This is a genomic window from Marinibacterium profundimaris, from assembly GCF_002210095.1.
GTDB lineage: Bacteria > Pseudomonadota > Alphaproteobacteria > Rhodobacterales > Rhodobacteraceae > Marinibacterium > Marinibacterium profundimaris.
Genome location: NZ_AQQR01000008.1, coordinates 79,786 through 91,276, shown reverse-complemented (window position 1 = coordinate 91,276; position 11,491 = coordinate 79,786). Strand labels below are relative to the sequence as shown.

Sequence of the window (11,491 nt, the reverse complement as noted above, 5' to 3'; positions counted from 1 at the left end):
GTTACTGTTTTGCGGTTTCGAGCCCGTCTGCGATGGTCTCGGAGGTGACCCTGAGCAGGTCGAGATAGGTGGGCACCGGCCCGTCCGCCTCGGACAGGCTGTCGACGTAAAGCACCCCGCCATAGCCCGCGCCGGTCTCGCGCGCGACCTGTTCGGCGGGCGCGGTGTTGACCGTGCTTTCGCAGAAGACCACGGGGATATCGTTGTCGCGCACCCCGTCGATGACCGTCCGGACCTGCCGGGGCGTTCCCATGCGGTCGGCGTTCATCGGCCAGAGATACAGCTCTTTCATGCCGAAATCGCGCGCAAGATAGCTGAAGGCGCCTTCGCAGGTCACCAGCCAGCGCTGCGCCTCGGGCACCTCGGCGATGCGCTGGCGCAGCGGTTCGAGCGTGGCGCGCAGCTCGTCCTTGTAGGTTTCGGCGTTCTGCATGTAGGTCGCGGCGTTGTCGGGATCATGCGCGGCGAAGGCCGCTGCGATATTGTCGATATAGATTAGCGCGTTGTCGAGCCCCATCCAGGCGTGGGGGTTCGGAAGGCCTTCATAGGCGCCCTCGGCGATCGGGATGGGCGCCACCCCGTCCGACAGGGTGACCGAGGGCACGTCGCTCAGGTTGGCCAGGAATTGCTCGAACCACAGTTCCAGGTTCATGCCGTTCCACAGGATCAGGTCCGCGTCCTGCGCGCCGACCAGGTCGCGCGGGGTGGGTTCATAGCCGTGGATCTCGGCGCCGGGCTTGGTGACCGAGACGACCTCGGCGGCCTCCCCCGCCACGTTGCGCGCCATGTCGGCCAGGACGGTGAAGGTGGTGACCACTTTCATCCGGTCGCCGTCGGCCAGCGCCGGGCCGGTCGCGACCGCCAGTGCCGCAAGGCCGGCCACAAGACCGCGTGTCAGACCGCGGTGGGGCCTCAGTCGCAGGAATGACATGTGCTCATCCTTTCCGATGTGCTTTTCTGGTGCAGATGTAAATGCAAATCATTCTCAACTGTCAAGGGCGCGTCGCGCCATCCCGCCCGCTGCCCGGCCGCCAGGTCCGAATGCCGGCATTTCAGGCGGTCGCGCGAAAGGCGCCCCGGCCGGCACCGCACAACAGCAGCGAGGCGGGCCTGCAAGGGCCCGACGAGCGCGCCCTTCAGTTCCGCCTGCGGTCGTCCAGCCCCAGCCCGCGCCCGATGATCTCGCGCATGATCTCGGACGTGCCGGCATAGATCCGGCTGATCCGCGCATCGCGATACAGCCTCGAGATCTCGTATTCGTCCATGTAGCCCGCCCCGCCATGCAGCTGCAGGCATTCATCGACCACCCTACCCTCGACCTCGGAGGTATAGAGCTTCGCCTCCGCCGCCATCTCGGCGGTCAGCTCGCCCTTCATGTGTTCGCGCGCGCAATGGTCGGTCAGCGCCCAGGCCGCGTCCAGCTCGGTCCGCATCGAGGCCATCTTGAACCGCGAATTCTGGAACGTGCCGACCGGCTGCCCGAAGGCGCGGCGCTCCATGATGTAGTCCATCGTCAGGTCAAAGGCGCGTTCCGCCCGCGCGGCGAAACCGACCGCGCCGATCAGACGCTCCTCGGCCAGGTTCATCATCATCGTCCGGAACCCGCCACGCGGATCGCCCAGCACGTTCTCCTTCGGCACCTTCACGTCGTCGAAGAACAGTTCGGCGGTGTCCTGGCTCTCCAGCCCGACCTTCTTCAGGTTCCGTCCCCGGGCAAAGCCGGGCGTGTCGGTCTCAACCCAGAACAGCCCGATCTCGTGGCGGGCCTCCGGGTTCGTGCGCGCCGCGACCAGAACCAGATCGCAGAGAAACCCGTTGGAAATATAGGTCTTGGACCCGTTCAGGATCCAGTGGTCGTCCATCTCCACCGCCCGCGTCTTTATCCCCGCCAGATCCGAGCCGGTGCCGGGTTCCGTCATCGCGATGGCCATGACCCGATCCCCGCTGACCGCGCCGGGCATGAACCGCGCGCGCTGCGCGTCACTGGCGGCATTCTGCAGGTAGGGGCCGACGATCCGGTTGTGCAGCCCGATGAAAAAGCCCGGCTCGCGCGGACCCAGCTCTTCGCACAGCACCATGTCATAGCGGAAATCCTCCACCTCCATGCCGCCATGGGCCTCGGCCGCATACATGCACAGGAACCCCTGCGCGCCCGCCGTCTTCCAGAGATCGCGGCTGACGCAGCCCGCCTCGCGCCACGCCTCGGAATGGGGAAAGACCTCGCGTTCGGCCCAGGCCCGGACCGTGCGGCGAAAGATGTCGTGCTCCTCGTCGTAGAGCGTGCGTTTTAGCATCGGGGCCTCCGGTTGGAAAATGGTTGGAAATGCAGGCGCCTGACCGGCTGCGCCACCAGACCGCCGGCCAGGACGGGGGCGGAGCACCTGCCCCCGCCCCCGCGGCAACAGGCCGCCGCGCCCGTTCGGGCCGCGCTCACTCCAGCGTCTGCACCAGCACCCAGGACCCGTCCTCGATCCGGCTGACAAAGACTTCGTCCGCCGCGGTATGGTCCTCGGCCGAGAAGTCCACCCGGGTGCCGGCGATCGGATCGGGGAAATCCAGCGTCTCCATCGCGGCGATGAAATTCTCGCGCGTCAGGTCCGGCCCGGCGGCCTTCAGCGCCTCGACCATGATCACCGCGCCGGAATGGCCCAGCAGCGCCCCGGTGCCCGGGTAATCCTCACCCGTGGCGTCCTTGTACGACGCGACCCATTCCGCGACCTCGGGCTGGTCCAGCCGCGCCTCAAGGTCCTGCCAGCCCGAACCGGCGTAGACCCCGTCCATCACCCCCTGCTGCGCCAGCCCCTTGGCCACCACCGTGTGGAATCCGGCGCTCGAAAGCATGAATTTCACGTCATCCATGCCCAGTTTCCGCGCGGTGGCGATGGCGTTGATCATCTGGCTGATCCCCAGCGCCATGCCCACCGTATCGCAGCCCGACTCCTTCACGCGGCCCAGCGCCCCGGTGAAATCGCTTTCATCGGGCTTGTGCGCGCTTTCGGCGCCCAGCTCGATCTTGCCCTCGTTGGCCAGTTCATGGACGGCGGCCTCGATCTCCTTGCCGAAATCGGTGGGCAGGATCATCAGGCAGACCTTCCGGGTGCCTTCGTTTTCGATCATGTAATCCGTCGTCGCCAGGATCGCGTCGAAATACGAAGACGTGCCGGCGAATTTCCATGGCGCGGGCGGCTCGATCATCTGCCGCGCCGCTGTGATGGGCGAGACATTGGGCACGCCCTGCGGCTCCATCATCTGGAACATGGCCAGGTTGTGCGGCGTCCCGAGGTTCAGCAGCATGGCAAAGACCTGGTCGCGGTTGATCAGCTTGTTGGCGGCCTGCGCGGCCTTGGGCACCTGGTAGCCGTGATCCTCGACGATGTAGTTGATCTGGCGCCCGTGTACCCCGCCATTGGCGTTCACCTCATCGAAATAGGCGCGGGCGGCGGCCACGGCGGGCACCGAGAAGGGCGCGAAGATGCCCGACAGGTCATGCGCCCCGCCGATCCTGATCTCGTCATCGCTCACGCCCGGCGTCTGTGCGGCCAGTGGCGTCGCAACCAGCGCCGCGACCGTGGCCAGGGCCTTGAAATGTTTCATGTCGTCCTCCCTTGGTGCCCTGTTTCAGGGTCAGTACATCTCGTCGATCAGCGCGCCGTGGCGCTGGTTCACGAAATTCCGTTTCAGCTTCATCGTCGGCGTCAGCTCTTCGTCCTCGGCCGTCAGAAGGATGTCGATCAGGCGGAAATCCTTGATCTGTTCCACGTTGGCAAAGTGCCGGTTGGTCTCGGCCACCACCTCTCCGATCAGCGCCTGCACCTCGGCCGCGCGGGTGAGCGAGGCGAAATCGGAAAACGGGATCGCCCGGTTCTGGGCGAATTGCTCGACGTTCTCCTGGTCGATCATGATGAGGCAGGTCAGGTACTTGCGCCGGTCGCCGATCACCACGGCGTCCGAGATGTAGGGCGAGAACTTCAGCTTGCTCTCGATCTCGGCGGGCGTGATGTTCTTGCCGCCGGCGGTGATGATGATGTCCTTCATCCGCCCCGTGATCGTCAGGTGCCCGTCATTGCCGATCCGCCCGATATCGCCGGTGCGCAGCCAGCCGTCCGGCGTGATCGTCTCGGCCGTCTTCTCGGGCTTGTTCCAGTAACCGGCAAAGACGGTGGGCCCGCCCACCAGCAATTCTCCGGTGGCCTCGTCCAGCTTCAGCGTCACCCCCGGCAGCGGCGCGCCGACGGTGCCGACGTGGTTGTTCTCGACGGTGTTCACCGTGGCCACGCCAGAGGTTTCGGTCATCCCGAACCCCTCGACCAGCGGCACGCCGATGGCGTCGAACCAGTCGATCAGCTCGGGCGAGATCGGCGCCGCTCCGGATGTCACGCGGCGGGCATTGGCAAAGCCCAGCATCCGCCGCAGGTTGCCCAGCACCAGCAGGTCCGCGATCCGGTGCGCGATCTTCAGGCCGGCCGACGGCCGGTCCGCGCGGGCGCGCGCCATGCCGATCCTCAGCGCCCAGTCGAAGGCGCGCTGGCCCAGGGGCCCGGCCTCGGACCGCATGATCATGACGCGGGAATAGACCTTCTCCCAGATCCGGGGCACGCCGGCGAAACTGTCCGGAGAGACCTCTCGCAGATTGTCGAAGACCGTCTCGGGGCTTTCGGCGAAGTTGACGATGCAGCCGTTGGCCAGCGGCGCCTCGACCGAGACCAGCCGTTCCAGCACGTGGCAGAGCGGCAGGAAGCACAGCAGGTTGTCGTCCTCCCGGAACTCAAGCATCTCGCAGCCCGCCGTGAGCTGGAAGATCATGTTGCGGTGGGTCAGCACCGCGCCCTTGGGCGGGCCGGTGGTGCCCGAGGTATAGATCAGCATCCGCGGATCCTCGGGCTGGACCTCGTGGAGCGCCTGTTCGAACCGGTCCGGGTCGGCGGCCGCAGCGCCGATCTTCATCAGCTCGTCGAGGAACATCACCCTGGGATGGCTGTACTCGGCCAGCCCGTCGCGGTCGAAGACCACGACATGCTCCACCCCCGGCATCTCGCCCCGCGCCGCGATCCACTTGTCGAGCTGTTCGTCATTCTCCACGAAAAGCACCCGCGCGCCGCTGTCATTGGCCAGGTAGGCCAGCTGTGCCGCGGAATCGGTCGTGTAGACTCCGCCGGGGATCGCCCCGATCGCGGCGGCCGCAAGGTCGCAGTACAGCCACTCCCGCCGGTCCTCGGACAGGATCAGCACCGGTTCGCCCCGTTTCACGCCAAGCGCGATCAGCGCCAGGCCGATCCTCTTCGCGCTGTCGTAATAGTCGCGCCAGGAATAGGCCTGCCAGATGCCCAGCAGCTTTTCGCGGTGGCAGACCCTGTCGCCATAACGCGCGCAGCGGTCGGCCCAGAGGGCGACGATGGTGGTGTGCCCGTCGAAGGCGATGACATCTCCGGTGAAGGCGCGGCTCATCTCCATGTCTTCCGCCTTTTCCAGCGCTTCTGCCCGCGCTCCGTCGCCTCTGTGCGGCCAAGATAGAATTCCTGGATGTCGTCCGAGGCTTTCAGCCGTTCGCTCGGCCCGCTCATCACGATGCGCCCCATTTCAAGGACATAGCCGGTGTGCGCGGTGTCCAGCGCGATCCGGGCGTTCTGTTCGACCAGCAGCATGGTGACGCCCTGTTCGGCATTGAGCCGGGCGATGATGGCAAATATCTCCTGCGTGAGCAGCGGCGACAGGCCAAGCGAGGGTTCGTCCAGCATCATCAGCGTGGGCCGGGCCATGAGGCCGCGCCCGATGGCCAGCATCTGCTGCTGCCCGCCCGACAGGAACCCGGCGGCCTGCTTGCGGCGCTCCTTCAGGATCGGGAAGTAGCCGTAGACCAGTTCCAGGTCCTGCGCCTGGCCGCCGTGGCGGGTGAAGGCGCCGAGCTTCAGGTTCTCCTCGATGGTCAGGTAGGGGAAGACCTCGCGCCCCTCGGGGACAAGGGAGATGCCCTTGGCGACGATGCGGTCCGGGGCGAGCCGCGCGATGGTCTCGCCCTTGTAGGTGATGGCGCCCTTCTCGGGGTCCATGAGACCGGCGATGGTCTTCATCAGGGTGGTCTTGCCCGCGCCATTGGCGCCGAGGATGGTGACGATCTCGCCTTCGTCGACGTCGATGGACACCCCGCGCAGGGCCATGATCGCGCCGTAGAAGGTTTCGAGGTTGCGGACGGAGAGGACGGTCATGCGGCGGCCTCCGCATGCACAACGCTGGCCTTGCCGGGAACCGAACTGCGGAGATGTCCCGCCCGGCGGCACCGCCGGGCAGCGGCCGACCTCCCCCCGGAGGCCGCTTTGGCGATGACATGCACAGCCCACGCAACATGGATGCTTGAAGGTGCCACGTCGGCCAGATGGACCGAAGCGGCCTCCAGGTCGGCCGCTGCCCTCGTCTCTGCAATCCCGACCGTCATGCCGCCGCCCCTGTCCCGAGGTAGGCCGCCTGCACATCCGGATGCGCCTGCACCTCGGCCGGGGTGCCCATCGCCAGCGGCTTCCCGTTGGCCACCGCCAGCACCCGGTCGCAGACCCCGGTGACCAGCGACATGTCGTGTTCCACCATCAGAACGGTCAGCCCCATGTCGCGGCGCATGTCCTCGATCCAGAAGGCGACGTCCTGCGTCTCCTCGACCGAAAGGCCCGAGGCCGGTTCGTCCAGCAGGATCAGCCGGGGCGACAGCGCCAGGGCGCGCCCGATCTCGACCACCTTGCGCACGCCATAGGGCAGCCCCGCGATCATCTTCTCGCGGTAGGCCTCGAGCTCGAGGAACTCGATCACCTCCTCCACCTTGTGGCGGTGCGCGCGCTCTTCGCGCCGGACCCTGGGCAGGAACAGGATGTCCTGCACGAAATTCGTGGTCCGGTGGGTGTGACGCCCCATCAGCAGGTTATCCAGAACGGTGGAATGATCGAACAGCTCGATATTCTGGAAGGTCCGCGCGATGCCAAGGGTGGCGATGTCGTGGGATTTCAGCACCGTCAGGTCCTGCCCGTCGAACCGGATCGCGCCCCGCGTCGGGTCGTAGATCCGCGAGATCAGATTGAAGATCGTGGATTTCCCCGCGCCATTGGGCCCGATGATCGCGAACACCTCCCCCGGCTCGACCGAGAACGACACCCCGTCCACCGCCTTCACCCCGCCGAAATGCACGGCCAGATCCTCCACCTCCAGCAGGCTCATTTCATGCGCTCCGTCTTGAGGTAGCTTTTCTGGCGGCGGAACATGTCGCGGCGCGCCAGCGGAAACAGCTCGACCCAGGCGCGGATCTTCAGCCAGCGGCCGTAAAGCCCGGTGGGTTCGAAAATGATGAAACCGATCAGGATCAGCGAAAAGATCATCGTGTCGAGCCCGGGGATCGTCGACAGGTCCAGCCCGATGCTTGCATTCAGCCCGTCGCGCAGGATGGCGATCAGCTGCGGCACGCCGGTGATCAGGATCGCGCCCAGAAACGCGCCCGGGATGAAGCCCAGCCCGCCGATGGTCACCACCAGCAGCAGGTTGATCGAGATGAAGATGGAAAACAGCTCGTAATTGAAGAAGCCGATGTAATGGCCCATCAGCGCGCCCGCCAATCCGGTGACGCCGGAGGACAGGCCGAAGGCCAGCGCCTTGGTGCGGGTGACGTTGATGCCGAGCGCGCGGGCCGAGACCTCGCTGTCGCGCACCGCCAGGAACGACCGGCCCGTGGGGCTGCGCATCAGGTTGGCATAGCCCCATGTCACCAGCGCCACGATGGTCAGCACCAGCCAGTAAAAGTTCTGCAAGGCCCCGTAGCGGTCAAAGCTGATCCCCAGGATCGAGATCGAAGGCGCCATGATGCCACCCACCCCGCCGGTGACCGGCTCCAGCAGGATCACCATCTCTTCGACGATGACGAAGACGGCGAGCGTCGCGATGGCCAGGTAGATCCCCGACATCCGCACCGCCGGCACCGCGATCAGCGCCCCGAACAGCCCGGTGGCCAGCCCCGCCAGCGGAAAGCTGACGACAAAGGGCAGCCCCGCCTCCATCAGCGCCGAATCCGTGTAGGCGCCGATGGCAAGGAAGGCGGCGTGGCCCAGGCTTACCTGGCCCGTATGCCCCACCGCCACCATCAGCCCCATGCCGGCCAGCGCCCAGATCAGCGTGTTGGTGGCCTCGGCCAGGTAATAGGTCCCGACCAGGAAGGGCAGCGCCGCCATGACCGCGAGAAGCACCGCGATCCTGGCGCGGTGGATGCCGTCCTTGTGCAGGTCGATGTCGCGGTCGTAGCTGGTCTTGAAGACGACGCGCATCGGGTCAGACCTTCTTCATCTGCATCTGGCTGAACAGCCCGCCGGGCCGCAGCACCAGCACCACCAGCATGATGATGTAGGGCGACATCTGCGCCAGCTCGCCGGGCGCGTAGCGGCCCGCGATGGGTTCCACCACGCCGATGATCAGCCCGCCCAGCAGCGCGCCGGGGAGCGATCCCATCCCGCCGATCACCGCCGCCGCAAAGGCCTTGATCCCCAGCAGGCCGATGTTGGGATCGATCGCGCCGCGCGTGGCATACAGAACGCCCGCCACCGTGGCCACGGCCCCCGACAGGCCCCAGATCAGCGAATTGATCCGCATCACCGGCACGCCGACGATATAGGCCGCCATCTGGTTCTGGCTCGCCGCCTGCGCCGCCAGCCCGATGCGGGTGTGCGAGAAGAACAGCCACAGCGCCCCGGTAAGCCCCAGCGTCGCGCCGATCGCCACAAGGTCCGCCAGCCCGATCACGATCCCTCCGGCGCGCAGGTTCCGCCCGGCAAAGGGTGTCTCCAGCACCAGCGGCGTATAGCCCCAGATGGACCCCGCGACGAACCGGAACACGAAGCCCAGGGCGATGGTCAGGATCACCAGCGCGAATTGCGGCTGGCCGAAGATCTGGCGCACGACAAGCCGTTCCACCCCCCAGCCGACACAGAACATGACCGCCATCGCCAGGATCACCGCCAGCCCGAAGGGCAGCCCCAGCTGATCGGCGTTGCCGAACCCCAGCGCCACGAAGGCGCCCAGCATCATCATGTCGCCCTGCGCGAAATTCACGCCTTCGCTGGCCTTGTAGATCAGCACGAAGCCCAGCGCGACAAGTCCGTAGATACAGCCGTTGGCCAGGCCGCCGATGACAAGCTGCAACAGCTCCATCAACGACCACCGGACGACGTTGCGTCCGGTCCCTTCGTATTCATGCCGTCTCCTCCCAATCGGCGATGAACGATGTTGACAGGATTTAAACACCTGTGTTCAATTTCAGTCAACAGCGTTTGTACTTTCACCGAAAGACGCGCACCCGCCCCACAGCGCAGGTCCCCCCCGATGAACCCCGCCCGATGAACCCCGCCACGCTCAGAATTCACCAGTCCGCCATGCGGATTTTCGCCGAGCAGGGTGGCACAACCGTCGCGGTCAGTGACCTTGCGCGAGAGGCCGGGCTGTCGCGCGGGACGATCTACAATAACCTCGACGATACGACCGAGCTTTTCCCGTCGGTCTGCGACACGGTCGCGAGCGAACTGCGATTTTCGATGGAGACCGCCTGCGCCCAGATGCAGGACCCGGCCGAGCGGATCTCGGCCGCGATCCGGCTGACGATCCGGCGCGTGCATGACGACCAGCACTGGGGCCGCTTCATCGCGCGCTACGCCATGCTGGAGCCGCGGCTGGGCCATTTCTGGGCCGAGATGCCGGCGCAGGAGCTGCGGCGGGGCCTCGCCTCGGGGCGGTTCCTGTTCCACCGCGATCAGGTGCCCTCGATCACCGCCACCGCCGGGGGGGCGACCTTCGGCGCCATGTCGCTGGTGCTGGACGGGCGGCGCACCTGGCGGCAGGCCGGGACCGATACCGCCGAGATCGTGCTGCGCGGCATCGGCATCGACCGCGCCGAGGCACGCGAGATCACGCGACAGAAGCTGGAGCCGCTGCCACGGCTTGCGGTGTTCGACCCGGCCTGATCCGGCGGGCCGGAACGGAGGACAAGGGAACGACGGACCCGGCCGGGGGGGGGCCGGGCCGGTCGGAGGGAGGACGACAATGGCTGAAACGGCCTGTATCTACGACCGGCTCCGCACCAAGGAGACCCTGGCCGCATGACAGGACCGCTTGACGGGCTGAAGATCGTCGAGATGCAAGGGCTTGGCCCGGCCCCGCTGGCGGGCCAGTTCCTTGCCGATCTCGGCGCCGAGGTGACGCTGATCACCCGCAAATCCGGCCAGGCCGATCCGGCCGACATCAACACGCGCGGCAAGCGGTCCATCGCGCTGAACCTGAAGACCGGCGAGGGGATCGACATCGCGCTGGACCTCGTCGCGCGTTCTGACGTGCTGATCGAAGGCTTCCGCCCCGGCGTGATGGAGCGCATGGGACTGGGACCGCAGGACTGCCTGAAGGCCAATCCGCGCCTGATCTACGGCCGCATGACCGGCTGGGGCCAGGACGGGCCGCTGGCACAGACGGCGGGGCATGACATCAACTACCTCGGGCTGACCGGCTTTCTGCAGGCCATCGGGCCGAAGGACGGCGTGCCGCATCCGCCGCTCAACATCGGCGCGGATTACGCGGGCGGGACCATGTTCCTGCTCTTCGGGATCATGGCGGCGCTTTATGAACGCGACCGGTCGGGTCAGGGACAGGTGGTGGACGCGGCGATGGTCGACGGGGCCTCGGCCCTGATGGCACTGATCCATGGCTGGATCGCGCGCGGGGCCTGGTCCGAGACGCGCGAGGCCAACCTGCTGGACGGCGGCGCGCCCTTCTACCGGGCCTATGAATGCGCCGATGGCAAGTTCCTGGCCGTCGGCCCGCTGGAGCCTCAGTTCTTCGCCGAGCTGGTCCGCCGCGCCGACCTGCCCGAGGATCACGAGGCAAGCCAGTACGGCAGCGCCACCTGGCCCGACCGGCGCGAGGCCTATGCCGCGCTGTTCCGCCAGAAGACGCGCGACGACTGGGCCGCGATCTTCGAGGGCTCGGACGCCTGCGCGACCCCGGTGCTCGGCTGGTCCGAGGCGCCGCAGCATCCGCACATGGCCGCGCGCGGCACCTTCTACGATGCCGATGGCGTCACCCAGGCCGCCCCGGCGCCCCGCTTCAGCCGCTCCGCCCCAGACCGCCCGGCCCCGCCCCCGGCCCCCGGCGGCGACACCGCCAGCGTGCTGGAAGGGCTGGGCTACGACGAAGACCGTATCGCCGCCCTGCGCGCGGCCGGTGTGCTGACCTGAGGACGACCGCCCGCCTGCTTTTGCCATACCGACGGGCCGGTCGCCCGCGCCCGTCGATATGCCGCGCCTTCAGGTGCGGATGGCCCGTGCAGCCAAGGTAATCCAAGCGCAGCTGGTCGGACATGATGAAGAGGATGTTCCTTGCCCGGCCCATGTCGCGCTGCCCGTCCGCCTGCATCCCGGCCCGATTCCATCAAGGCCGCCCCGGCCCGCCCAGCCGCATGCGCGGGGATCCGGGCCCGGGGACGCCC

At 67.1% G+C, this 11,491-nt stretch carries 10 protein-coding genes; 2 read left to right on the top strand and 8 right to left on the bottom strand.

All coding sequences use genetic code 11. The features are described 5' to 3' along the window. Window position 1 precedes the first annotated feature (1 nt). From ATO3_RS17785 to ATO3_RS17750, 8 genes are all read right to left on the bottom strand, one after another. Window positions 2-931: a metal ABC transporter substrate-binding protein gene (locus tag ATO3_RS17785; RefSeq protein WP_088651243.1), complete on the bottom strand. Its 930-nt coding sequence runs from the start codon at window positions 929-931 to the stop codon at window positions 2-4. 205 nt (window positions 932-1,136) lie between these two features. Beyond that, window positions 1,137-2,294 (bottom strand): acyl-CoA dehydrogenase family protein, encoded by a 1,158-nt coding sequence (locus ATO3_RS17780; RefSeq protein ID WP_088651242.1) that lies wholly within the window; start codon window positions 2,292-2,294, stop codon window positions 1,137-1,139. Between the two features lie 136 nt (window positions 2,295-2,430). Next, on the bottom strand, window positions 2,431-3,594 hold the full coding sequence (locus tag ATO3_RS17775) for an ABC transporter substrate-binding protein (protein ID WP_088651241.1): 1,164 nt from the start codon (window positions 3,592-3,594) through the stop codon (window positions 2,431-2,433). 30 nt (window positions 3,595-3,624) lie between these two features. Then, complete coding sequence (locus ATO3_RS17770) at window positions 3,625-5,451, bottom strand: AMP-dependent synthetase/ligase (protein WP_233152201.1); 1,827 nt, start codon at window positions 5,449-5,451, stop codon at window positions 3,625-3,627. Beyond that, entirely contained in the window at window positions 5,442-6,203 is a 762-nt protein-coding gene (locus tag ATO3_RS17765; RefSeq protein ID WP_088651240.1) for an ABC transporter ATP-binding protein, read from the bottom strand. The genes ATO3_RS17770 and ATO3_RS17765 overlap by 10 nt, the downstream gene beginning before the upstream one ends. Window positions 6,204-6,426: 223 nt before the next feature. Then, entirely contained in the window at window positions 6,427-7,197 is a 771-nt protein-coding gene (locus tag ATO3_RS17760) for an ABC transporter ATP-binding protein (RefSeq protein ID WP_088651239.1), read from the bottom strand. Then, window positions 7,194-8,291: a branched-chain amino acid ABC transporter permease gene (locus ATO3_RS17755; RefSeq protein ID WP_088651238.1), complete on the bottom strand. Its 1,098-nt coding sequence runs from the start codon at window positions 8,289-8,291 to the stop codon at window positions 7,194-7,196. The genes ATO3_RS17760 and ATO3_RS17755 overlap by 4 nt, the downstream gene beginning before the upstream one ends. 4 nt (window positions 8,292-8,295) lie before the next feature. Next, the gene (locus ATO3_RS17750; protein WP_088651237.1) at window positions 8,296-9,171 is read right to left on the bottom strand and encodes a branched-chain amino acid ABC transporter permease; all 876 of its coding nucleotides are present in this window, start codon (window positions 9,169-9,171) and stop codon (window positions 8,296-8,298) included. Between the two features lie 185 nt (window positions 9,172-9,356). Between ATO3_RS17750 and ATO3_RS17745 the strand changes: the two genes are divergently transcribed. Together ATO3_RS17745 and ATO3_RS17740 are read left to right on the top strand one after the other, a co-directional pair. Beyond that, a complete protein-coding gene (locus tag ATO3_RS17745) occupies window positions 9,357-9,977 on the top strand; it encodes a TetR/AcrR family transcriptional regulator (RefSeq protein WP_088651236.1) in 621 nt (206 codons plus the stop codon). A 135-nt stretch (window positions 9,978-10,112) separates the two neighbouring features. Beyond that, entirely contained in the window at window positions 10,113-11,240 is a 1,128-nt protein-coding gene (locus ATO3_RS17740; RefSeq protein WP_088651235.1) for a CaiB/BaiF CoA transferase family protein, read from the top strand. The last annotated feature ends 251 nt before the right edge of the window (window positions 11,241-11,491 follow it).

What these genes read in the sequence shown, in the direction of transcription:
- ATO3_RS17785 (WP_088651243.1), bottom strand. Translation starts at nt 931, where the DNA reads ATGTCATTCCTGCGACTGAGGCCCCACCGCGGTCTGACACGCGGTCTT.
- ATO3_RS17780 (WP_088651242.1), bottom strand. Translation starts at nt 2,294, where the DNA reads ATGCTAAAACGCACGCTCTACGACGAGGAGCACGACATCTTTCGCCGC.
- ATO3_RS17775 (WP_088651241.1), bottom strand. Translation starts at nt 3,594, where the DNA reads ATGAAACATTTCAAGGCCCTGGCCACGGTCGCGGCGCTGGTTGCGACG.
- ATO3_RS17770 (WP_233152201.1), bottom strand. Translation starts at nt 5,451, where the DNA reads ATGGAGATGAGCCGCGCCTTCACCGGAGATGTCATCGCCTTCGACGGG.
- ATO3_RS17765 (WP_088651240.1), bottom strand. Translation starts at nt 6,203, where the DNA reads ATGACCGTCCTCTCCGTCCGCAACCTCGAAACCTTCTACGGCGCGATC.
- ATO3_RS17760 (WP_088651239.1), bottom strand. Translation starts at nt 7,197, where the DNA reads ATGAGCCTGCTGGAGGTGGAGGATCTGGCCGTGCATTTCGGCGGGGTG.
- ATO3_RS17755 (WP_088651238.1), bottom strand. Translation starts at nt 8,291, where the DNA reads ATGCGCGTCGTCTTCAAGACCAGCTACGACCGCGACATCGACCTGCAC.
- ATO3_RS17750 (WP_088651237.1), bottom strand. Translation starts at nt 9,171, where the DNA reads ATGGAGCTGTTGCAGCTTGTCATCGGCGGCCTGGCCAACGGCTGTATC.
- ATO3_RS17745 (WP_088651236.1), top strand. Translation starts at nt 9,357, where the DNA reads ATGAACCCCGCCACGCTCAGAATTCACCAGTCCGCCATGCGGATTTTC.
- ATO3_RS17740 (WP_088651235.1), top strand. Translation starts at nt 10,113, where the DNA reads ATGACAGGACCGCTTGACGGGCTGAAGATCGTCGAGATGCAAGGGCTT.